General features: G+C 44.2%; 23 protein-coding genes and 1 tRNA gene. 1 reads left to right on the forward strand and 23 read right to left on the reverse strand.

Features of this window, described 5'->3' with window-relative positions; translation table 11 throughout:
- Positions 1-95: 95 nt before the first annotated feature.
- From ACAW68_05170 to yjeM, 16 genes are all read right to left on the reverse strand, one after another.
- Positions 96-419: a multidrug efflux SMR transporter gene (locus tag ACAW68_05170; GenBank protein ID XGA16951.1), complete on the reverse strand. Its 324-nt coding sequence runs from the start codon at positions 417-419 to the stop codon at positions 96-98.
- The gene (locus tag ACAW68_05175; protein ID XGA16952.1) at positions 419-745 is read right to left on the reverse strand and encodes a multidrug efflux SMR transporter; all 327 of its coding nucleotides are present in this window, start codon (positions 743-745) and stop codon (positions 419-421) included. Before ACAW68_05175 ends, ACAW68_05170 begins: the two co-directional genes overlap by 1 nt.
- A 72-nt stretch (positions 746-817) precedes the next feature.
- The gene (locus ACAW68_05180; GenBank protein XGA16953.1) at positions 818-1,498 is read right to left on the reverse strand and encodes an ABC transporter ATP-binding protein; all 681 of its coding nucleotides are present in this window, start codon (positions 1,496-1,498) and stop codon (positions 818-820) included.
- A gap of 4 nt (positions 1,499-1,502) precedes the next feature.
- Positions 1,503-2,555, reverse strand: coding sequence for an ABC transporter permease (locus ACAW68_05185; protein XGA16954.1), 1,053 nt, complete (start codon positions 2,553-2,555; stop codon positions 1,503-1,505).
- A 128-nt stretch (positions 2,556-2,683) separates the two neighbouring features.
- Positions 2,684-3,553, reverse strand: coding sequence for a matrixin family metalloprotease (locus ACAW68_05190; GenBank protein ID XGA16955.1), 870 nt, complete (start codon positions 3,551-3,553; stop codon positions 2,684-2,686).
- A 162-nt stretch (positions 3,554-3,715) separates the two neighbouring features.
- Positions 3,716-4,069 (reverse strand): hypothetical protein, encoded by a 354-nt coding sequence (locus ACAW68_05195; protein ID XGA16956.1) that lies wholly within the window; start codon positions 4,067-4,069, stop codon positions 3,716-3,718.
- Positions 4,070-4,567 (reverse strand): matrixin family metalloprotease, encoded by a 498-nt coding sequence (locus tag ACAW68_05200; protein ID XGA16957.1) that lies wholly within the window; start codon positions 4,565-4,567, stop codon positions 4,070-4,072.
- A 179-nt stretch (positions 4,568-4,746) separates the two neighbouring features.
- Positions 4,747-5,937 carry a class I SAM-dependent methyltransferase gene (locus ACAW68_05205; GenBank protein ID XGA16958.1) on the reverse strand — a complete coding sequence of 397 codons (1,191 nt, stop codon included), beginning with the start codon at positions 5,935-5,937 and terminating at the stop codon, positions 4,747-4,749.
- A gap of 116 nt (positions 5,938-6,053) precedes the next feature.
- Positions 6,054-8,156, reverse strand: a complete 2,103-nt coding sequence (locus tag ACAW68_05210; GenBank protein XGA16959.1) for an AAA family ATPase — start codon at positions 8,154-8,156, stop codon at positions 6,054-6,056.
- 257 nt (positions 8,157-8,413) lie between these two features.
- Positions 8,414-9,298 carry a YitT family protein gene (locus ACAW68_05215; protein ID XGA17005.1) on the reverse strand — a complete coding sequence of 295 codons (885 nt, stop codon included), beginning with the start codon at positions 9,296-9,298 and terminating at the stop codon, positions 8,414-8,416.
- A gap of 128 nt (positions 9,299-9,426) precedes the next feature.
- Positions 9,427-10,245 carry a glucose 1-dehydrogenase gene (locus tag ACAW68_05220; GenBank protein XGA16960.1) on the reverse strand — a complete coding sequence of 273 codons (819 nt, stop codon included), beginning with the start codon at positions 10,243-10,245 and terminating at the stop codon, positions 9,427-9,429.
- 119 nt (positions 10,246-10,364) lie between these two features.
- Positions 10,365-11,306, reverse strand: coding sequence for a membrane protein insertase YidC (gene yidC / locus ACAW68_05225; protein ID XGA16961.1), 942 nt, complete (start codon positions 11,304-11,306; stop codon positions 10,365-10,367).
- A gap of 118 nt (positions 11,307-11,424) precedes the next feature.
- A tRNA-Gly gene (locus ACAW68_05230) sits at positions 11,425-11,496 on the reverse strand.
- Positions 11,497-11,562: 66 nt separating this feature from the next.
- Positions 11,563-11,943, reverse strand: coding sequence for a hypothetical protein (locus ACAW68_05235; GenBank protein ID XGA16962.1), 381 nt, complete (start codon positions 11,941-11,943; stop codon positions 11,563-11,565).
- Positions 11,944-11,962: 19 nt separating this feature from the next.
- Positions 11,963-12,352, reverse strand: coding sequence for a tautomerase family protein (locus ACAW68_05240; protein ID XGA16963.1), 390 nt, complete (start codon positions 12,350-12,352; stop codon positions 11,963-11,965).
- 95 nt (positions 12,353-12,447) lie between these two features.
- Positions 12,448-13,932: a glutamate/gamma-aminobutyrate family transporter YjeM gene (yjeM, locus tag ACAW68_05245; protein ID XGA16964.1), complete on the reverse strand. Its 1,485-nt coding sequence runs from the start codon at positions 13,930-13,932 to the stop codon at positions 12,448-12,450.
- A gap of 256 nt (positions 13,933-14,188) precedes the next feature.
- Between yjeM and ACAW68_05250 the strand changes: the two genes are divergently transcribed.
- Entirely contained in the window at positions 14,189-14,617 is a 429-nt protein-coding gene (locus ACAW68_05250) for a hypothetical protein (protein XGA16965.1), read from the forward strand.
- 56 nt (positions 14,618-14,673) lie between these two features.
- On the opposite strand, the gene ACAW68_05255 is transcribed toward ACAW68_05250, so the two are convergent.
- The 7 genes from ACAW68_05255 to ACAW68_05285 form a co-directional block, all read right to left on the reverse strand.
- On the reverse strand, positions 14,674-15,675 hold the full coding sequence (locus ACAW68_05255) for a nucleoid-associated protein (protein XGA16966.1): 1,002 nt from the start codon (positions 15,673-15,675) through the stop codon (positions 14,674-14,676).
- A gap of 69 nt (positions 15,676-15,744) precedes the next feature.
- Positions 15,745-17,214, reverse strand: a complete 1,470-nt coding sequence (locus ACAW68_05260; GenBank protein XGA16967.1) for an ATP-binding protein — start codon at positions 17,212-17,214, stop codon at positions 15,745-15,747.
- A gap of 15 nt (positions 17,215-17,229) precedes the next feature.
- Positions 17,230-17,919, reverse strand: a complete 690-nt coding sequence (locus ACAW68_05265) for a response regulator transcription factor (GenBank protein XGA16968.1) — start codon at positions 17,917-17,919, stop codon at positions 17,230-17,232.
- 116 nt (positions 17,920-18,035) lie between these two features.
- Positions 18,036-18,809, reverse strand: a complete 774-nt coding sequence (locus ACAW68_05270; GenBank protein XGA16969.1) for a YibE/F family protein — start codon at positions 18,807-18,809, stop codon at positions 18,036-18,038.
- A complete protein-coding gene (locus tag ACAW68_05275; protein XGA16970.1) occupies positions 18,806-19,924 on the reverse strand; it encodes a YibE/F family protein in 1,119 nt (372 codons plus the stop codon). The genes ACAW68_05270 and ACAW68_05275 overlap by 4 nt, the downstream gene beginning before the upstream one ends.
- The gene (gene dnaI / locus ACAW68_05280; protein ID XGA16971.1) at positions 19,924-20,904 is read right to left on the reverse strand and encodes a primosomal protein DnaI; all 981 of its coding nucleotides are present in this window, start codon (positions 20,902-20,904) and stop codon (positions 19,924-19,926) included. Before dnaI ends, ACAW68_05275 begins: the two co-directional genes overlap by 1 nt.
- Positions 20,905-20,906: 2 nt before the next feature.
- Positions 20,907-22,259, reverse strand: a complete 1,353-nt coding sequence (locus ACAW68_05285; protein ID XGA16972.1) for a DnaD domain protein — start codon at positions 22,257-22,259, stop codon at positions 20,907-20,909.
- Positions 22,260-22,272 lie beyond the last annotated feature (13 nt).

A 22,272-nucleotide genomic window follows, 5' to 3' on the forward strand; every position in this document is an offset into this window, starting at 1 on the left:
TCGATACTCAGCAAAATCTTTTCTATTCTCTAATCGTAACGGTTATGACGTAAATGAGCAACTACAAAATAAGAGGGCTGCCCCTCTTCCTGTCGCTATCCTTTACCTGTGGTTAGCTTTAGGCCAACCGCACCGACGATAATCATCGTGATAAATAAGATGCGCTTCCAATCTTTTGATTCTTTATATAAATACATGCCGACGATTGTACCACCGGCAGAACCGATACCTGTCCAGATTGCGTAACCAGTTCCCATCGGAATCTGGCGTAAAGCGAGCCCAAGCAGACCGATACTTAATGCACCACCAATGGCCATACCAGCGGCAGCCCACCAAGCTTTACGTCGTTGCCATTCATTAATCATGATAACGCCAGAAACTTCCATTAAGCCGGCGAGAACAAGAAATACCCATGCCATTATGTGCGTTCCTCCGTTATCAACTTAAGACCAATCACACCACCTAATAAGATAGCTAAGAATAGTAGTTCCGGTAAGTCTAACTTGTCACCAAATACCAACCATCCCGTCAAAACAGTTGCAGCGGAACCAAGCCCAACGAATACGGCATACACAGTGCCAACGGGCAATTTGTCGACAGCTGTCATGAACAAAAGGAATGATAACCCTAAGGCAATGAGGGTTAGCCCCCATTCCCACCATTGGTTAGCGTGTTTTAGACCGACGACCCAGCCATCTTCAAACCCAATGGCTAGCACAATTTTTAACCAAGGATTCCTCAACATACGAGGTCCTCCCTTACTTTAATTCTGTTTAACTATTCCAGTATACCCAAAAGGTGTTAGAAAGTGTGCTAATCAGTCCGTATTAGATAGTTTTCCGTCGACAATTTTGTAGACATTATCGGCAAATTCACGAAGTCGGTCATCGTGCGTGACAATGACGACTGCTTTTTGTTCATCATGCGCAATGTTGGCAAAGAGCTGCCCAACTTCTTTGACACGAGCCGTATCTAATGCGGCGGTTGGCTCGTCGGCTAAAACGATTGCCGGGTTGGTATATAACGCACGAGCAATGGCTACTCGTTGCTGTTGGCCACCGGATAGTTCACCGGGGTATTTGTTTAAGAGTTTTTGGATGCCCAGCGTATCGATGATTTTGTCAAAATCAGCTGCGCTAAGGTTGTTGTCGGGTTTCACTTGCTTAACCAACTTAAATTGGTCCGCGACTGTTAAATATGGTACGAGATTATATGCCTGTAAGACAAAGCCAATTTGTTCCAACCGTGTTCTTTCAGCTTCTTTGGTACTTAAATCACTAATATCGCGTCCGTTCAATCGAACTGAACCTTCTGTCGGTGTCTGTAAGCCACCTAAAATCGTCAGCAAGGTACTTTTACCGGAACCTGAGGGTCCAATGATGAGTGACACCTGGCCGGCTTTAAATGATAAACTGACGTCTTCTAATGCTGTGACTAAATTGGTTTTCTGACCAAATTGTTTGGTGACATGTTCAAGTGATAGTTTTTCTTCACGCATTGTCCTAACCTCCAATCACTGATACGGGATCAATCTTGCTAATCACACGAATTGGAATAATCGCACCTAGTAGTCCGGTTACCATCAATCCGGCTGCAATAAGTCCCATTAATCCCCAATCAAATGCCATTGGGACACTATCCGGAATGCCAAATTCTGTTAATGCTGACAATACAGCACCGACGATGATGCCAGTCGCCATAATAAAGAACGTTTCAAACAACGTATTTTGGGCCAAGAAACGATTTGGAATTCCTTGGGCACGTAGAACAGCCAAGTTAGGCAATTTTTGAACCGTTAAAATATAGAGGAAGATGGTAATCACAATCAACGAAATGACAATCAGGAAACCAATCATTAGCCCAAACGTCGCTTTTTGTGGCGTATAACCTGGCAGTTTATTGATAAAGGCCTGATATGAATACGTCCTCAGGGTGTTATCGTCGACCGATTGAGACGTTTTTGAGGCAACCACGCTACCTTGGAATTGATCTGAAACGCCCTTAATGGCACGCCACTCCGCTAACTCACCATAAATAACAGGTGCTGTGTTATACGTGGCATTTTTGACATAACCCACAATTTTATATTTCGTGTCAGCTAGGCCGATTGAAACCTTGTCCCCAATACCAAAATTATCCTTATTAACTGAGTCAGCAACTACCACTTCATTGGCTGCCTTTGGTAAGTGCCCCTTTGTGAGTTGCAATTCTTTGGCGATGTACTCATCATTATTCATCCCCACGAATTGGGCTGATTCACGCTTGCCGTCAATTTTCATAATCACCGGTGTAATGCCCAGCGTCGCGGTTTTACGGTTGCTTAATTGACTCACCTGTTTCGTTGTGAGCAATGACTGTCCCGCATTACCGTTAGCATCCTTGGTCATCACAAATGACTTAGACTGCCAGCTGTCCACCGCAGCGGTGTTGGCTGTTGCTAGTCCGAGTGCCAAGGCACTTAAAATAAAAATCAGATAACTGATTAAGACGACGACCGTCAGAATTAACCCGTACCGTAGTTTTTCTTTTTTAATCTCTCTAATCGCTAAAAACATGCGTCCCTCCTGTACTTGTTGTCGCTTACTATACTTACACTACACAAGTATACAAATGCGGATTGACTAATATATCGGCAAAAGAAAAAGACTTCCCACTTGTACAAATGGAAAGTCTGATATCTAGCTTAATCGATATGTGTACGTGAATAACGGGCCATTGCTGTAAAGAGACCAGCCACGGCACCAACAACAATCATGGCGCCTTCGACAATGCGCTTGGTTGTGTTATGTGCCACCGTTGACATCTTGGCATCAAATGTCTTTGGTTGATCTGGCGTCGTCTCGATTGTTGCAAGTTGTTGCGATTGCGTACTTGCATCGTCACGAGTCGCACGAGCTGTTCGACTTGTCGTTGTTTGTGATGACTCAGCTGCTGATGATGCGACGCTTGATTCGGGTTGGCTGACTGATGATGCACTTGCAGCATTACTTGCAGCTGCCGTTGAACTGGCGGCTTGGCTTGTTTGTGGCGCATCAAATGCCGGATTATCAATTTCACGGCCATGACTAGCTAAATCGGCCTTTAGTGCTTCATAATCGTGAGCCTGACCACCTAAGCGACCATTTGACGGCGCCATCAATGTTGAAGCTGGATCATGATCCAACCCCAATGAGTGGCCTAACTCGTGCGTAATCACCGTCTGCAAATCAGATCCTTGCTCAGTGATACGTTGCTGATAAATGTCCGTTTCACCAGTTGGTGCAAAGGTCAACGCCAAATTAGGCGTGTTGTCACCGTCTGGCACAGGGACATACTTGATTGTAACTGAAGCGGCACTGGGGTCACTTGTGACACCAACCACGGTAGTCCCAGCTAGATTGTTCCAGTATGTCGCTGCGTTGGCTACCTGGTTTGGGTAGTCTGGCGAATAAGCCACAACCATGTTGCTACTGTTTAAATTACTGGTTGCCCATGTAACCGCATGAGCTGATGGTGTGTCTGCTAGCAGTGTAGCAGCAACTGCCACACCAAGCAGTCCCTTTGAAAAATTCATGATTCATATCCCTACTGTTTTATAACTCACAATCTAAATTACGCCTTACGTTTTGTAAGTTAAAGCCAATAGTTTTATGTAAGCGTTTTTGTTAACAAACTGAAAAGTCAATGTAAAAAACTCCCCGAGTTTGTTATCAGGGAGTCTTATAAGAAAATGCCATTACTTTGTTGCTAAGGCGCTTGAAACTTTGTGAAGAACCACCTTCACTTCTTGCTTCAAACGACCGCCTTGATTACTTGTTTTCGTTGGTTCAGGCAATGATTCGACACTGACGGTAGCTGCGGATGGCTTGACGGAAGTTGCATCACGCGTGACAGTTGCTGATCCTGCAATTTGACTGGCAGCCGTTTCAGCGACTTCTGTGGCCGTCGTCTCAGGTTGTTTTTGTTCGGAAGCAGACGTCGTTTCAGTTGACGAACTCTTTTCACTAACTGATGTCTCAGACGAAGCGGGGCTTGTTTGGCTAGATGACACCGATGCTGTCTTAGTTGCCTCGTAGGCGGGATTATCCAATTAACGGCCATGGCTCGCCAAGTCAGCCTTCAAAGCCTGATAATCATGTGCTTGACCACCTAATTGACCACCAGCCGGAGCCATCAACGTTGATCCGGCATCGTGATCCAAGCCCAACGAGTGACCTAGTTCGTGGGTAATGACCGTTTGCAAATCAACCCCTTGCGTCGCCACACGTGATGGATAAATATCAGTAATCCCATTTGGCGCGTACGTTAGCGCTACGTTTGGATCAGCGTCACCAGCTGGGGTATCCTTCTTTTCAATCGTGACGGTTGCGTCAGCTTGATTATTCGTTACGGCAACAACTGTTGTTCCCGCAAGGCTGTTCCAATACGCTGCTGCTGCAGTTTGCGCGGGATAATCGGCTGAATACGCGACAACTGTGTCTGATGCGTTTAGATTGCTGTATGCCCATGTGGCTGCGTTAGCGATGGTTGCATTGGCTAAAACTAGCGTTGCCAATACAACACTGGCTAATCCTTTAATAAACTTCATAATTTTTCACTCACCTTGTGTCTCTAATTTGGCGTCTGCGGTCGCCTTTTCGATCTCTCGCTTGACTAGCATAAAGGTTACGAAAGGTAAGCGAAACGAAATGGTTTTAAGAAAGCGTTTTCGTTACACAACTGTAAAAAAGCGCCTGCCACAAAATTATGGCAAGCGCTGATGATGATTTAATTTTCACGAGCTGTCATGTAGGCGCGACTCATTGGCAAGCCTTGACCGGCTGCCCCCTTTGTCATCAGGAATTGAATCACATCAATGTTACCTGATTCAAATGAAGCTGCACTACCTTGGAGATACAAATCCCAAGCGCGCGCAAAGGCTTCACCACGATTTGCAACCGTTTCATCGTAAACCGCGTGGTAATTCTCAGTCCAAGTTTCCAACGTCTTTTGGTAGTGACGACGTAATGGTTCGATATCGTCCAGTTGCATACCAGCTTCCATAATGTGCGTCACATTCTCAGCGATGTTTGGAATGTAACCACCTGGGAAGATGTACTTTTGAATAAATGGATCGACACCGGCGCCGTAGTGCTGGCCAGTAATGCCGTGAATCAACGCACGACCATTTGGTACGAGATAGTTAGCGACATCCTTAAAGTACTCACCGAGGTTTTCCTTACCGACGTGCTCGAACATCCCAACTGAGGTGATGTAATCAAAAGTCATATCCACATCACGGTAATCGCGTAACATGACATGGACCTTATCTTGTAGGCCTAGTTCTTGAATACGTTGGTTCGTAAAGGCGTATTGTTCTTCTGACAACGTTACCCCGTATGTTTCAAGGCCGTATTCTTGGGCGGCTGTGATAATCAAAGTTCCCCAGCCAGAACCGATATCCAATAGCTTCTTACCTGGTTCACTGTGCAACTTGTCTAAGATATGGTGAACCTTGGCCATCTGAGCCTCTTCCAATGTCATATCATCCTTTGGCCAGTATGCCGCAGAATAAGTCATTGACGGGTCCAACCACTCCTTATAGAAGTCGTTACCGATATCATAGTGACTGTGAATGTCTTCTTTAGATTCGTTCTTATCGTGGCCGTGGAGCATCTTCGTCAATGTGCCCTTGAACCCGCTTTGATCGGTCAAAAAACTACCAGATTGGCGGTAAGCGGAAGCAATCAATTCTTGAATGCTACCTTCGATTTCAATGCCGCGATTCATGTACGCCTCAGCGAGTGTCAATGTTGGCATCTTAGCTAAGGACTTCATGTTTGGTTTCTCGTTTAACTTGATGTGAATCTTTGGCAAACCGGCACCATAGTTTTCAGACTTGCCATCCCAATACGTCACCATAACGGGTACATCAAAAGCTTTAGATAAAAGCTTGCTAAATACTTGTTTCTCTAACATGTTATCCACCCTATCTCAATATTCTTACATAATAAAGTTTACACCCATTTTAAACGCCGGTAAAAATTAAGGGCCTGTAGACAGCTGTCTACAGGCCCTTTTAGTGACTTAATTTTTTACAATTCTGAAATAACAATCTTGTTGTCAACGAGGTCAGCTTGCAAGTTCTTAGCATCCAAGTGATCCAAGTAGAAGTCGGTCACATTGTCACGAATTTGTTGTTCGATGACACGACGCAATGGACGTGCTCCCATGGCCTCATCGTAACCTTCGTCAATCAACCAAGCCTTGGCTTCAGGCGTAACCGTCAAGACAATATCCTTCTTGGCCAATGTATCGTTAACATCATTCAACATCAAGTCGACAATTTGGTTCAAATCTTCCTTCGTCAAGTGTGAGAACTCTACAATAGCGTTGAAACGGTTCAAGAATTCTGGACGGAAGTATGGTGCCAACTTCTCCATCAATTCCTTATCCTTGGCATCGTCACCCATCAAAGCTTCGTTTCCAAAGCCGGCGTTTGATGTGGCGATCACAACGGTGTTCTTGAAGTTAACCGTGTTTCCTTGTCCGTCAGTCAAGCGACCGTCATCCATCACTTGCAACAACAACGTCAAAACTTGTGGGTTCGCCTTTTCAATCTCGTCTAGCAAGACGATAGCATATGGTTGGCGACGAACACGCTCAGTCAACGTGTTGCTGTTGTCATCGTATCCAACGTATCCAGCAGTTGCACCAATCAACTTAGAAACAGCCGTCAAATCTGAGTACTCTGACATGTCCAAACGGATAACGTGATCCTTTGAACCAAACATATCCAAAGCCAATTGCTTTGCCAACTCAGTCTTACCTGTTCCAGTAGGTCCAACGAACAAGAAGCTACCAATTGGACGGTTTCCTTCATCAAAGCCGGCACGGTTACGACGGATAGCACGTGATACGGCTTCAACGGCATCGTCTTGACCGATAACCTTACCGCGCAAACGCTCGTTAATACCCTTCAAACGTTCAATGTCTGAAGCACCCATTTGTGCAACCGGCACACCAGTCAAACGCTCAACTGACTCAGCCACGTCGTTAACCGTAGCCGTTACCTTCTTAGCTTCACCAGCGTCGTCGATTTGCTTTTGCAATTCGTCAATCTTAACCTTGTGTTGTGCAGCTGACTCGTAATCTTCCTTATCAGCAGCTAGTTGTTGTGCTTCACGTTCACGCTTGATTTGCTCTTCCAATGACACCACGTCAGTGACGGGGTTCTTAGCAGCCAAGTGAGCAGCCGTCATATCCAACAAGTCGATGGCCTTATCAGGCAAAGAACGTTGTGGAATGTATTGAATTGAGTAATCAACCGCTGCCTTCAAAACATTGTCAGGCAATTCAACGTTGTGGTGTTGGACATACAAGTCACGCAAACCAAGCAAGATGTTGAAAGCATCCTCTGGTGAAGGTGCGTTAACTGTGACTTCGTTGAAACGACGTGCCAAAGCAGCGTTCTTCAAAATCGTGTTACGGTACTCATCTTGTGTCGTTGCACCGATAACGGTGAACTCCCCACGACTCAAAGCCGGCTTCAAAATATCAGCCAAGCCCTTTGAACCTGAATCACCACCCATCGCACCTGTACCTAGGATTTGGTGAATCTCATCGAAGAAGATAATCACGTTACCGGCTTCCTTGACTTCCTTAATCAAGTTTTGCACGTTCTCTTCGAATGAACCACGGTATTGTGTACCAGCCTCGATGCTTGAAAGATCAATTGAGATAACTTCCTTGTTGCGAATTGAAGCAGGCACATCACCAGCAACAATTGCTTGTGCCAACCCTTCAACAACCGCAGTCTTACCAACTCCAGCGTCTCCAACAAGGACTGGGTTGTTCTTGGTACGACGGCTCAAGATTTCAGCCGTTTCTTGAATTTCCTTGTTACGACCGATAACTGGATCCAACAAACCTTCACGGGCCTCTTGCGTCAAGTTACGGCCAAGCTTTGCTAGAATGCCATCCTTCTTTGGTGCTTGTCCGTTTGGCTCGACTTCTGGTAAGTCTTGGTTAGCACTGTTAGGTAGTTGACCAGTACGACGGTATTCTGCGAATTCTTCAGGCGTTACCTCACGCCCGTTGATCAAATAACGAGAATTCTCTGAGTTGAAACCACCCATGCGTCCCATCATTTGGTTAAAGATATCATCCATGTTGTTAAAATCATTAAAGTTTGCCATTTTATTTACAATCCCCCAATATTCAATTGTTAAACTCGGTTGTAATGGGGAGGCCCCCACGGCCATCCCTCAACCTTGTAATCTAATTGTACAACTATTACAAAGCCATTGCAAGCATTTTCTAGCACTCTCTTTGTTAGAGTGCTAATTATTTTGGGTGTGCGCTGTGAAACCGCGTTATATAGGCATTTTAGCCACAAAAGTAAATTAAAAAAGCTGGTATTAACGTCGTTAAATCGTTAATACCAGCTTTTATTTTAAAACTTAAAGAATGATTTCTTCGGACGAGCGAACGAGAATCCCTCACCTAATGTTTCTTGTGTATCCATGACTGTCACGAATGCACGTGGATCAATATCATCAATAATCTTTCGCACGACGTTCATTTCTGACGGATCCACTACTGCGTAGACAACGCGTTGTTCATTGTGCGTAAAGCCACCTTCAGCGTGAAGCAACGACGTTCCACGTTCCAAATCTTGCATAATCGCATGCGAAATCTCTTCCGGCTTTGATGTGAAGATTAAAAATGCACGAGCTGCATAAGATCCCTTTTGGGTGAAGTTAACCATTTGTGCAAACACGAAGGCTGCGATAACGGTGTACATCATTTGAACGACGTCAATGTAAACCAATGAAGCCGTCAAAACCACGACATCCAGTGCGAATAGCGTGCGTCCCATGGGGATGTTTAACTTCTGTTCTAAGATACGGGCAATGACGTCCGTTCCACCAGTTGTCCCACCATAGCGATAAATTAACCCCGAACCTAATCCCCCAAACAATCCTGCTAGCAAAGCCGAAATCAGCAAATCATGCTGCAAGTCTAAATCGAATGGTATTAGTTGCCATAGCCACAACCAAAATGACAGACTGAAAATCCCGTATAACGTGTAAATCAATGCGCGCTTTCCGAGCATACGCAATCCGATTAAGAGCAATGGAATGTTCAAAAATAGCGTTGATAACGCAGGATTAATATTTAGCAACGCTTTAAAGATCAACGTAATACCTGTTACACCACCTTCGGCCAGGTGATTGGGAATATTCACGTTAACCAGCCCCCACGCATACATAGCCGTTCCAACTGTAAAAATTGCGAAGTCACGTAGTCGCACTTTTTCAATTAGACGTTCTGGCATAATGTTTTCTGCCATACGAATTGCCCCCAGTCCTAAAAGCTTAATATGTAAATCATATCACAAATTACAGTATGCCAGTCATTAAAAAAAGACATGTCCAAATTGAACATGTCTGATAGTACCAATATTTAACCGCGACCGCCTTGGAACTCGTTGTAAAGCGTGATTCCACCGTCGATATACAATGTCGTACCTGTAATGTATGAGGCTTCGTTAGAAATCAGCCACACAGCTGCGTTAGCGACATCAACTGGGTCACCGACCTTCTTCATTGGGATCATGCCCTCTGTGTCGGCACGAACCGCTGGATCAGCAAAACGTTGTGCGTTAATTGGCGTTTCCAAAGCCCCTGGTGAAATGGCGTTGATACGAATGCCACGTTCAGCATACTCAAGCGCCGTTGTCTTCGTAAACATCAAGACACCAGCCTTGGCCGTTGCGTATGAAGCATATGTAGGCCAAGGAATAATGTCGTGGATTGATGAGGTGTTTAGAATGTTTCCCTTTTTGTTGTGCTTCAAGAAGTGCTGCACCGCAATCTTGGTTCCCAAAAAGACACCATCCAAGTCAACGTGAAGGACACGTTGCCAATCTTCATAAGATGTTTCGTGCGTCGCTGATTGAATTTCAAAGCCAGCATTGTTAACCCAAACATCGATATCGCCAAAGGCTTCAATCGCCTTGTCGTAAATCGCTTGCACGCCGGCTTCTGTACCGACATCAGCGCGAATCCCCACTGCGCGTCCGCCTGATTGTTCAATCAGATAAATCAAACCATCAATCACCTTTTCGTCAGCGTTGATATAGTTAATCACCACGTTCATCGCTTCAGATCCCATGTGACGTGCAATCGCTTCACCAATACCAGAAGAACTACCAGTTACAACCGCTGTTTTCCCACGCAAATCAGGATAACGGGTTGAGTCTTTTGTATGATTAATTGTCATGCGTTCCACCCTCCGTACATATATTGTACATTAATGCACATAATAAAACATGAAAATTCTATTTTCGAGACATGAAAAAAACCAGTGAACCAAAAATGGTCACTGGTTTTTAAACCTAATTAACGCTTTTGCTTACCCGCGTTACGACCACCCTTTGATTCAGGGCGTGCGTTTTCACTGGCGTCATCTGTAATATCCTTACGTGCTTGTGCATCTTGTTGTGCTTGCGCAGCCTTCATCGCTTGTGCAAATGGACCAGTTGGTTCTGATTGCAACTTACCAGACAAGGCATCGTCAACAACATCCTTAACTTCGAATGTGTCCGCAACGTGTTGACGCAAACGTGGACGCCATACGATGATGATCAACGTTTGAATGATCATCACCAAGGCACCAACGAAGAAGTACAATGCGATACCGCCGTTGGTTACCCAAGTCATGAACAACATCATGATTGGCATAATCATCATCATTGATTGCATTTGCTTCTTTTGCTCAGCTGGTACACCTACCATTGACAAGTAAGCTTGCAAACCATAAACAACCGCTGTTGCAATGGCCAATACAGGTGATTGGTGCGCCAACTTGATACCGAAGAAGCTGGCGTTGACCAAATCTGGTGAGTTCTTAATGGCTGCGTACAACCCCATGAACACAGGCCATTGAATGATCAAAACCGTAAAGTTCATGCCACCTAGCAATGACACACCGTTCTCACGGTAGACAGCCATCATCGCTTGAGAAGCAAGCATCTTCTCTTCTTGCGTTTGGGCGTTCTTTTGCGCTTCTTGAATCTTTGTCATTTGTGGTTGCAACAAACGCATCTTTTCTTGTTGAATCGTTGCAGCGCGTTGTTGGTGCACCATAAATGGCAACAAAACCAAACGCACAACGAACGTCAAGATGATGATTGACCAACCAACTGCATTGGCACCACCAATCCAGTTTTCAGACATGTGCATGAAATTAGTCAATGGGCCTTCAAGGAAGTAACCGTGCCCCGTCACAAACAAAATGACCAACAGAATCAACAAAATTGGCGTTAAGCCTTTAATCTTCATGGAAATAACATCCTTATCTATCTCTTTTTTTAACGTATCTATTATAGCACACGGTTATTCTTTGCGAACTTACTTTACAAAAAAAACAACCATCAAAAACTTGATGGTTGTTTTAGTAAGCGGACGACGGGAATCGAACCCGCATTCCCAGCTTGGAAGGCTGGAGCACTAGCCATTGTACTACATCCGCATATTTAACTACGTTGCCTCAACAACATAGTTAATAATACAGGTAAAACGTTGTAACGTCAACCCTTTATTTCATCATTAAACTGACAAAACGATACTTTTCTGCGCGGTTATCGCTTAAAAATGTATTCAAATCCTTGAAATCAGCGAATATCTGCGTAATGTAGTTATCTTTGCGACTTGCTGGCATGACGCCGTACCATTGGAGATCAGTCATCTTGTCATAACGAGTATTGTCCATAAAAATACCGGTCACTGGGACAACGGAAAATGAAAAATCAGGGTATTGCGTTGCTGTTCGATGAGCAATGCCTTCCGCGTCAGATTCGGTTGTTGCAGCCGTTAATAACGTATCGACATCTTCGCCGACCATACGAACGGCATACCAACTATGCTCGTCACTCGTCAACTCATCAATAGGTTGATAGTCTTCTTCATCTGGCAACATCAGGTTTACTCCTTTCTGATTACAACTTACCAGTCAAGAACTGTGCTTCACCGTAACCAAAGCTCCAGTCCTCATCGGTATTAACAACTAGGTTAATCATCACATCTTCTTTGCGAAGACCGGTCTTATCGTGCAACTCCGAAACTAGGTTGTTATAGAAGTTAACCTTTTGTTCCGTTGTGCGCGGACGAGTCACCAAACTGAAAACAAGCACCTTATCCGTGCGTTCGATTCCTAGACCAGTGTCCAAAATTTGCATCTCGTAAGGCTCGTGTTGCGTCACGATTTGGTAACGATCACCATCTGGTGCGCCAAATGCAGCGAGCATCACTTCATATGAAATGTCCAAAATTTGCTTGATTTCTTCAGGCGTACGCCCCTTAATCATATCGATATTCATCTTTGGCATATTACTTGCCTCCTTAGTTGTAATATAGGTTACTCCCGCGTTTGAATTTGAGCAAGAAAAAACGTGCCTTTGCAGACACGTTTTTTAAATCATTATTATAACTTACCGTGCTTCTTCTCACCCAACGTGAACAATACCCACGCTAGCACACCGAAGAAAATCGGACCGACAACCGTCCAAATACCGCTGAACCAATCTCCCGTTTGGAATGGAGAGATAATCGTCAACAAGATTGAAACAATCGTCAAAGCTTCAACAAGGATTGTGATAATCCAAGTAATTGTTGGGTTCTTGTAGAAGACGAATGGACGCTCAACGTCGTTCAAACGCTTAAACAATGGGAACGCAGCAACCAAGAAGACGTAAGGCAACGTTGATGATACATTACCCATGTTCGTCAAAACAAGGTATAGTTGCTCAGCACTCTTACCACCAAATGAAATCAAGATAACCAAAACTGAGACCAAGATGGCTTGTGACCAAACGGCAACAGCAGGCACGTCATGTTCATTCAAAGCAATGAACTTCTTTGGCCAAACTTCCTTTGGTGATCCCAAAATGAATGACTTCAATGGTGCATATGTCAAAACAAAGAATGATCCAACATAAGCGAAGAACATTGAAATACCAGCGAATCGGGCGAAAATTGAACCCAAAATCAAGCCGGCGCTGTGAGTCATACCGAAGGCATCACCCAATTGCACCCCAAGGTTGTTCATCAACACATACGTGATGTTTCCAAGGTTAGCTGACTTATCAGCTGACAATGATGTCCAGTTGGTTGACGCACCCCAAAGCAAAATTGAGATAGCGTAGCCCAAACCAATAATGGTTGTGGCAATCAAAGCGGCCTTTGGATACGTCTTTTCAGCGTTATCAACGTCTTCCATGATACCGCCCATTTGTTCCAAACCAGCGTAAGCAAAGATAGCATACAACGCGAATGAAATCATTTGACCAATCGTTTGATAATCAGGGCTACCTGAGATAAAGAATGATCGCAACTTCAATGGCTCAGCGAAGTGACCACCGTGACCAATCAACACCGCGATTGAAGCCAACAATAGAATGACGTTCAACGCCATAACGAACATACCACCCAAAGCAGAAATTCGTGAGATTGACTTAACACCACGGGTTACAAAGTATGCAACAACCAAGATGAACAAAACGGCCAAAACACCAACCGTTTGACCACCGTTCAAACCGAACAATGACCATGTTGTTGTCATATCTTTACCGAAAATCAAAGTTGAGAGCGGAATCCACACCTTTTGTGAAACGGAAATCATCCAAATCACCCATGATGCCAATCCGATGAAAGTTGCAATAAAAGCAACCTTCTTACCCAATGAACGCTCCATCCATGAGTAAATACCACCCTTAGCGTCCTTAAATGATGCACCGAATTCGGCATACATCATTGAAGTTGGTAGGAAGAACAACAAGGCACCCAAAACATACCAAATAATTGCTGCATAACCCATACGCTCAAAGGCCACAGGCCCATTGGCGAAACCAAAAATGGTGGTAAACATCATCATGATTAACGCGCCAAGACCGATTTTCTTCTTATCCATAAGAATAACCCCTTGAAAAATTCATATTTAATTTACGAAAATATCATAAATATACATGCAACTAGTTTACGCTTGTTTAAGGCACGTGGCAATTCAATGGCCTAAATCAAACCGTTTTCTAACCTGATTAAAACCCAATTCTCACATTGTCACCAATGAAACATTAAGATGACATCAAAAGCCTTATAAAGACTTGACTGTTTTTTATATGTGTGAAAATAGAAACATTAGTAAAAGATTGAATTGAGGGAATTTCATGGCTGTCACGGTTTATTCATTTTCTCACCGCACTTCAGCGTTGAATGCGTTGAAGTCAGTCGAGAGCTTTTTCGAACGTAACAACTTAGACTACGAGCTAGTACAGTTGAAGGACTCATCATCCCTCCCTGTTTCAGTGCCAACGATGCGTGCAATTTGCGCAGCTGAGGATCCTGAAGCAACCATTTTCAAGAATCCACGCGGTATGTCAATTGACGATTGGACAATCAATGATGTCATTGCAAGTCCAAACAAGTCTTTGAAGTCACCTCTAACAGTTGAGACCAACGAAGCTGGCGAGGTTGTCCATGTTATGGCTGGTATTAATGAAGATATGTTGGGATTGTTTATTCCACGCGATCGTCGTAAGAACGAGTTGCAAGCTCTTTTGCAACGTTCTGCTGAGTTGGACGAAGAAGAAAATTAATTCAAAGAAAAAGACGAGTTCGTATAAAGCGAACTCGTCTTTTTTCGTATCCATGGTTAAGAATTAAACTTATTGACGATTGACTCGATGTCTTTAATCACAAGTGACATCGTGCCATCTGGGTTATTCACAAATTCAACCTTGCTGCGGTCTTGGTAAATATCCATCGGAATCGCAATCTCGATACCAGAGTCCAACTTAAAACGTTGGAGCCGGTATTTCTTCTCGACACGCTCAACGTTAGGCACGTCGATTTCAGTATCAAGCTCCTTGTCCGCAATCACTTCGTTATACGCCTGTTTGGCTGAAATATTACCTTTGAAAACAGCTTCTGCGATATCAGCAGTATTGATTTGACCACCATCTGAGACTGACTCAAAAATGGCACTTTGTGTTGCTGCCATCGCTTCGTGTTCAGGCACGTCAAATTTATCAGCAACGGTCTTAACCGCGCGCTTAATTGTCTTGATATTATCCTTGGTAGACTCTTCTGGCTTAATCTCCAAGAAACGCTCTGAGAAGTAATTGATGCGGTGTCCATCAATTAAATATTGCTTCTCGACTAGCATATAAGCGCCAGTCATCAAATTAACAATGATTCCCTCATCAGCCTTTTGATTTGCACCTGGCAACACAGCTTGATTCAAGACCAAGTTGTTCACCAATTGATCATCGCGATAATCCACAATGTGTGCATAGCGTGGTGCAAAGTTTAGCTTGATCAATCCAAAGAAATCATCTGTTCCCTCTGCAAACTCAAAGCTCAACAAATCGCCTGCTGGCACCGCCTCACTAGCAGCGATTGTGTCAAACAGTTTTTCGGCTAGTTGGGTTGTCTTTTCAGCAAACGATAACCCATTATTGTCGTCGATGGTCTGAGCCAAGTAATCTTCACCTGTTAACGTGCCAGGCTTAAAGTCGCCGGTTTGAAACTTCATAATAATCTTCTCTAGATAATCATGGAGTCCTGGTTGGGTCAAATCAATTTCAGCTTGAGATGCAATTAGATTGCCTGCATCTTTATCCAAAATGTGCAAAATAACGTGTTTTAAAATCATAATCTTTATCTCTCGTTTTATATATTAAAAAAGTTGTGGCCAACTGAATTGGCCACAACTTTTAGTGTACTATTTTTCTGGCTTAATAGGCAATGTAATTCGGAAGATTGATCCTTGTCCAATGGCGGATTCTAGTTCAATCTTACCGCCATAACCCTCGACTAGCTTTTGGGCAATACTCAAACCGAGACCATTACCACCTTGCTTACGAGAACGTGCCTTATCGACGCGATAGAAGCGGTCGAAGACACGCGCAGCATCTTCTGGTGAAATACCTTCACCAAAGTCTTGCACGGCCAGTTGTACGAAGTTACCTGAACGTGACGCAGCAAAATGAATCTCCTTACGGTCTTGGCTGTACTTCACAGCGTTATCCGACAAGATAATTAAAATTTGCTCCAAGTGATCACGATTCATATTAACAATCGTTGGTCCCTTCAAGTCATCATCCAAGCCAAATGTGAAGTCTGGGTGAATCATCTTGAAGTTCGTGTAAATGGCATTAATCATGTCCTTTACGTCCGTATCACCATCACGGAATGTCAATTCGACTTGATCAGCACGCGTCAAATCAAGCATTTCAGAAACTAAGCCTTCCATACGACGCATTTCTTGTAATGATGCCTCAATTGACTCAGCCAAGATCTTAGGATCATCCTTACCCCAACGATTCAATAACTCCATGTGGCCCTTAACAATAGCCACTGGCGTACGCAATTCGTGCGAAACATCTTCAACGAATTGGTGTTGTTGCAAAATGAAACGTTGCATACGATCCAGCATGTCGTTCAACAAATCTGACAAGTCCGTTAATTCATCAGGACGACGGTCTTCATGTTGGACACGAGCTTGTGATTGTGGGTCGGCTTGCATTTCGTCAACAACCTTTTTGATGTTGTTGACTGGACGAAGTAGGTAATCTGATAGCCAGTAGCCCCACAATGCCAACAAGAACAAGCCCAGACCAATCAAAATCATGATGATCAGGTACACACGGTTAAAAGTTTTATGATAAGACGTCAGATGATTTTCAATCACGACATAACCAATCAGGTGGTTATTCGAGTTGCGCAATTCCTGACGACCGACCAACACAGAACTCCCATTAACACGTTCCGTTTTCACACTCAGATCGGAAACGCGTTGGAATGGCACACCAGCACCACCAATCGGATAAACCTGGCGACCATTTGTGTTATAAACCATCACAGTGTAATCCTGACGCGTGATTTGTTGCATAACCGGGTCGTTAACAACCTTGTTCAGGTCATTTGACTTTGGTCGCAACATGGCATCAACATCAGCTGGTGATAACTTCTTTTCATCTAGATTTTGCAGACGCGTTGTGACGACCTGTAGTGATGTCGCCACTTGTTGACGCTCGGTTTTCAGCATTTGTGATGAAAAAGCCTGCACAACAAACCAAGCAAAGATTATAAATATCAAAAAAACACCGGCTGCGGAACCAAGTGCCCACTTCCATTTAAGTGAGAGTCCCTTGCGTTGCGGTGTTTCAGTGATAATGGATGCATTGTCCATTAGTCGCCCCCAAAATTACTGACGCATAACGTATCCAGTACCGCGAACGGTTTGGATGTATGATGCGCGTGAGTCTGGTTGATCAATCTTATTACGTAAGTAACGAATATAAACATCGACAACATTGGTTTCGATTTGTGAGTCGTAACCCCAAACCTTCTTCAATAGTTCCTCACGAGATTGGACAACGTTAATGTTTTCCATCAAGATCAACAACAATTCGTACTCACGCTTCGTCAAATTAATGATTTCATTACCACGGCGGGCAATTCGGTTTTCCTTTTCAACCGTCAAGTCACGGTAACGGACAACACTTTGGTGCGTGCTGTGCTCTTCGGTTTCGATATTAATACGACGCAACAAAGCACGGACACGGGCCAACAATTCTTCAATGGCAAATGGCTTTACCACGTAATCATCAGCCCCGTAATCTAGCCCTGAAACACGATCAATAACCGAATCACGAGCCGTCATCATGATGATTGGTGTGTTCTTAACTTCGCGCAAACGACGTGCCACTTCCAACCCACTTAGTTCTGGCAACATCAAGTCCAACAAAATCAAATCGTAATCGTTGTCCAATGCAGCTTGTAATCCACCACGACCGTTGTCTTCTACGTGCGTTTCATAACCTTCGTGTTGCAACTCTAGTTCAACAAAACGCGCCAAATTTACTTCATCTTCAATAACAAGGACACTACTCATGTGCGATACCTCATCTTACTTTCTACAGGATACGGTCACTCCCCTGAAGTCATGACATATTAAAATTAGCATAACATGGTTTTCTAATAATTCCTAGTCTTTTGCCATTCTGACGGCTATTTGGACTCTGAAGGTGTATTAGATTTCCGGTTATGTTGATAAACAAAAATTGCTAATGTGATTGGCAGCACCAAAATGACACCTAAAATGGCATACAACAAGGATAGCATTGACGACGTGAATAATTTCGCATTCATGATTTCGCCAATCGTGTAATGCAACTTGCCAAACCAAATCGCCAAGCTCAAAAAGTCGGCCATAAAGCCAAACAAGACGGTATTAACAGCCGTTCCGATAATTTGTTGACCTAGCTTTTGACCGGCACCAATTAACTGGCTGGTCTTCATATCCGGTTGATCATGACGCAATTCACCTACGCCAGCGGCAATCGCAATCGCTGCTTCGGCAATTGCCCCAAGTGTGGCAAGCAAAGCAGCCACAATCCCTAGTGTGACGAAATTAACATTAATGCCTAATGATAATCCTTCGAGTTCTTCTGAGTTTTCTTCAGCGAACCCTTGCGCCATTGCCAGATGCTCTGCCGGCAGAATTAGCAAAATCAAAGCAATCATGACAATAAAACTTGCAATCAAGGCGATTGACGTTGTTTCTTCATCAGCACCAGCACTCAGGATGGTGATTGTTAACAAAAAGGCACCACCCACAAGCAAAACAGCCATGGCGTTGAATTGGAAGTTAATCAGCATAATCATGACAATCATAATACCGAAATTAACCCACAAACTGGCAAAAGCACCAATGCCTTTACCGCCACCAATCGCGACCATTAAGACAAGTAAAATAATGGCTAAAATCATGGTTACTGTCATCTTGGCACCTCCGTCTTAACGCGGGTGAACTTACGAACCAGCAACACCCACATGATGCCGGCCGGAACCGTTAGCACAATCCCAATGGCACTAATCAATGTTTGAACGAGTCCTAGTGACATATTCATCATGTACGTAAATCCCCAATCATTACCGTTACGCAAGTACAAAACGGCCATTGGAATTTGCTCAGCAATGAAAATCAAGAACAATGTATTACTTAAGGCACCGAAAATTTCTTGGCCAACGTGACGACCAGATTGAATAATTTCACGAATCGTAATATTAGGACGCTCACGTTCCAAACTAAACAATGTCGCAATCATATCAGTTGCTTCGTCCATGACGGCGCCCAAAACACCAACCAAGGTCATTGCCATGAACAATGGCTGTGGTAGCTGCGTAATAAACGACATGAGTTCAAAGTGTAACCCGTGATTGTTAGTCATCTTAAAGACAATCGACGCAATTATCATCGCCAATGCCGTCGCTGTCAGAACAGTGGCGAACACGACCCAGGTTTGTCGTTGGCGGAATCCCATCACTAAGCCAAGCGTAATTGCCGAGGCTAACACACTAAATAGCATGAATAAACCAAGAATATTACCGTTGGTCGTGTGTAAATCTAATGAAACCGTGCCAATAAAGAGCACAACATTCACAGCCAGAGAAATGACAGTCAGACGGCCAGCATGCCCCATCGAAATAATCAAAATACCAAGGACCGCAATCATAATCGGCACCCAAACGGTATCCCGTTTCATGGTTTGCACAGTCCAAGTTTGATGATCCGCGCGATTCAAGAAAATTTGATTACCAACCTTAAATGGTTGTTCAATCGCCATTGCGGCGTCTGATGTGTTCTTCACCGTGATGGTTTTACCGGCTTGGCTGGTGTTCAACAATTTGACACGTAAAGACTGCGTGGTCTCTTTCACATCATTATTATACTGATCAGTCAATCGGTTAGTTTGTAGCACCTTAACCTGCGTCACTTGGCCCAGTGGCGTACGATACCAACTGGCATTGTGGCGCAAAACAACCACGCTTGCTACGACCAGTAAAATCAATACAAGCCAAGGCCACCAACGTTTCTTTTCTGTGTACTGCTTCATTAATCAAATACCCGACGATTGTCGCCAGCCATTTGAATTTCTTTGGCCAAGAAATGAATACGTTGCATTAGACGTTCCGCCTTAACTGGCTCAGCGCCACTCTTGGTAACCGTGAAATGCTCCTTTTCTAGCTGGTCCATTGAGAAGTTTGACGTGAAGAACGTTGGTAACTCATTTTGCATACGATATTCGAGGATAACACCCAAAATATCATCACGAATCCAAGCCGTAATTGACTCAGCCCCGATATCATCAAGCACCAAAATGGGCACACGCTTAATGGCATTAATCTTATCTTGTGGGTTTTCCTTTGAATCGATTGACCCACGCATTTCGACAGCAAAGCTTGGGAAGTGTACCAACGTTACCGGAATGCCTTCTTGCGCCAGCTCATTAGCCATCGCACCCATCAAATGGGTCTTACCAATGCCGTATGAACCATGAATATACAAGCCACGGTGATAAGCCTTGGGGTCAGCAATATACTCGCTGACAAAGTTAATAACCGCTGTTAAAGCAGCTAAACGATCGCGGTCATCCTCAGAAAAGTCGTCTAGACGTGCACGTTCGATTAACTTTGGCATCCCGATTGATTGCACCAGGTTAGCTTGCATCTGCAAACGTTGCGCAGCCAAGGTGGCTTCGTCTGGTTGATAAACAATCACAATGCGATTTTCGGCAACTTCCAGCATTGGCTTATAACCACGGTGAACGACTGGCTTGCCAGCCGCGGCATTTTTAACTTGTGTGTAGAATTCATACAAGACTGCAAAATCGCGGTTTACAATGTCACGGGTTAGCACATCTTTGTTTTGATCGAAGAATGCTTTGATGCCGTGTTCAGCAAAAACCTCTTTTTGAATTGCTGCATAACGCGCATGTAAGTTCTTCTTATTCATGAATTGATCGAGCGCTTGCCCAACATCCATGGGATTATCCGAATCAGTTTGTCGATTCAGACGAAATGTTTCCTCAGCCATAGTTAATTCTCCTTGTTAGTCTGTTGTCGACGAGCGCGGAGTTGCGCCAGTTGATCCTTCGCAGCCTGGGCCGCCTCTTCAGAAACAGTTGAAGCTGTCTGGTTTTCCCAGTCGGGACGCGTTTCCTTAACCTGCGTTGGGCGTTGCCACTGACGACCATTCGATCGGCCAGCAACTTGTTTTTCCTGCTTTGTTTGACGCGACTTGGCACGACGTTGCAAGTATTCAAGCGCACCGACGGCGGTTGTGACCTTTGCTTGCGCCCAATCGTTAACAATCGTTTGCAACAAAGCCTTGTTAAGGGTCGCCTTTTTTTCAACAACTGTTAATTCATAAAGCATGACATTCAACACTTCTGGGGCGACTTTATCTAGCTGTGCAATGTCTTCTAACGCCTTAATTTCTACATCCGTTACAAACCCGCCACTCACTTCACGCAAGTTTTTCAAGAATACAAGTGGTGCCGTGTTCTTAGCCGATTGAATAATGGCTTCAGCTGGACTTTTAACGTCTGTATTCTGTGTCGTCTGGGTTTCTACCGGTTTGTTGGCAACTGCTTCAGTCGGATGACGTTGTTCAGATTGATAACTCTTCTTAAGAGTCGATCGAATAGCATCCATGTCAATGCCATTGTCAGGTGTAATAGTCGCTTGAATGACGCGGACCAAATCAACATCGCCCAGGCCATACAAGTTTTTAACGATGGTCAAATCCGCTTCATGCTTGCGAATAGCTGACGCAGAGACGCCAAATGTGCGTAGCATGTCAATTAGCAAAGCGACGTCAACTGGTTTAGCTGACTGGTGAAGTTCCTTTTGCAGGTCACTCTTCGCGTCATCATTGCTCAATGGTGCTTCTGGTAACTTTTCAAATGACACATTACCCATCATGTCAAAGAAGGTCGTCGAGACGTTCACACCTGGAATCGTTGCGTCCTTTGGCTTAATATCGTCTACCAATTGTTGGAAAAGTTCATCGCCCAAATAATGCGCAAGCAAACTAGACAACATCGTATCCGCCAAAAAGGCCTTCATGGTCATTGGTGGGAAAAGACGATACACCCATTGCGATCCGAAACTCGTGTCTTGGCGATAGGTCTTAATCAGGCCCATGCCTTCTAGGTTTTGACGTGCTGACAGAAAATCGTGTTGGCTGATTGCTAATTGATCGAGTAAGTCGACGTGTAGATTCTGAGCGTCAGGTGTTTCACCCATCATCGCCCATGCTAAATACAGCGTAAATGCATCACGCCCAATAATGGGCAAGTAAACCTTAGTTAGTGACTGAACAGCCCCAAGGTTAATTGGTTCGTCATACATCAGCCGATAATGCTGACGAATTGAAAACTCAGCCATGTCGGCCTCCTTG

Origin of the sequence: Weissella confusa, from assembly GCA_041871065.1 — a bacterium.
Classification (GTDB): domain Bacteria; phylum Bacillota; class Bacilli; order Lactobacillales; family Lactobacillaceae; genus Weissella; species Weissella confusa_A.

Bases quoted from the DNA above. Each gene is read 5' to 3' on its own strand.
- ACAW68_05170 (XGA16951.1), bottom strand. From the start codon at position 419: ATGGCATGGGTATTTCTTGTTCTCGCCGGCTTAATGGAAGTTTCTGGC.
- ACAW68_05175 (XGA16952.1), bottom strand. From the start codon at position 745: ATGTTGAGGAATCCTTGGTTAAAAATTGTGCTAGCCATTGGGTTTGAA.
- ACAW68_05180 (XGA16953.1), bottom strand. From the start codon at position 1,498: ATGCGTGAAGAAAAACTATCACTTGAACATGTCACCAAACAATTTGGT.
- ACAW68_05185 (XGA16954.1), bottom strand. From the start codon at position 2,555: ATGTTTTTAGCGATTAGAGAGATTAAAAAAGAAAAACTACGGTACGGG.
- ACAW68_05190 (XGA16955.1), bottom strand. From the start codon at position 3,553: ATGAATTTTTCAAAGGGACTGCTTGGTGTGGCAGTTGCTGCTACACTG.
- ACAW68_05200 (XGA16957.1), bottom strand. From the start codon at position 4,567: ATGAAGTTTATTAAAGGATTAGCCAGTGTTGTATTGGCAACGCTAGTT.
- ACAW68_05205 (XGA16958.1), bottom strand. From the start codon at position 5,937: ATGTTAGAGAAACAAGTATTTAGCAAGCTTTTATCTAAAGCTTTTGAT.
- ACAW68_05210 (XGA16959.1), bottom strand. From the start codon at position 8,156: ATGGCAAACTTTAATGATTTTAACAACATGGATGATATCTTTAACCAA.
- ACAW68_05215 (XGA17005.1), bottom strand. From the start codon at position 9,298: ATGCCAGAACGTCTAATTGAAAAAGTGCGACTACGTGACTTCGCAATT.
- ACAW68_05220 (XGA16960.1), bottom strand. From the start codon at position 10,245: ATGACAATTAATCATACAAAAGACTCAACCCGTTATCCTGATTTGCGT.
- yidC (XGA16961.1), bottom strand. From the start codon at position 11,306: ATGAAGATTAAAGGCTTAACGCCAATTTTGTTGATTCTGTTGGTCATT.
- ACAW68_05235 (XGA16962.1), bottom strand. From the start codon at position 11,943: ATGTTGCCAGATGAAGAAGACTATCAACCTATTGATGAGTTGACGAGT.
- ACAW68_05240 (XGA16963.1), bottom strand. From the start codon at position 12,352: ATGCCAAAGATGAATATCGATATGATTAAGGGGCGTACGCCTGAAGAA.
- yjeM (XGA16964.1), bottom strand. From the start codon at position 13,932: ATGGATAAGAAGAAAATCGGTCTTGGCGCGTTAATCATGATGATGTTT.
- ACAW68_05250 (XGA16965.1), top strand. From the start codon at position 14,189: ATGGCTGTCACGGTTTATTCATTTTCTCACCGCACTTCAGCGTTGAAT.
- ACAW68_05255 (XGA16966.1), bottom strand. From the start codon at position 15,675: ATGATTTTAAAACACGTTATTTTGCACATTTTGGATAAAGATGCAGGC.
- ACAW68_05260 (XGA16967.1), bottom strand. From the start codon at position 17,214: ATGGACAATGCATCCATTATCACTGAAACACCGCAACGCAAGGGACTC.
- ACAW68_05265 (XGA16968.1), bottom strand. From the start codon at position 17,919: ATGAGTAGTGTCCTTGTTATTGAAGATGAAGTAAATTTGGCGCGTTTT.
- ACAW68_05270 (XGA16969.1), bottom strand. From the start codon at position 18,809: ATGACAGTAACCATGATTTTAGCCATTATTTTACTTGTCTTAATGGTC.
- ACAW68_05275 (XGA16970.1), bottom strand. From the start codon at position 19,924: ATGAAGCAGTACACAGAAAAGAAACGTTGGTGGCCTTGGCTTGTATTG.
- dnaI (XGA16971.1), bottom strand. From the start codon at position 20,904: ATGGCTGAGGAAACATTTCGTCTGAATCGACAAACTGATTCGGATAAT.
- ACAW68_05285 (XGA16972.1), bottom strand. From the start codon at position 22,259: ATGGCTGAGTTTTCAATTCGTCAGCATTATCGGCTGATGTATGACGAA.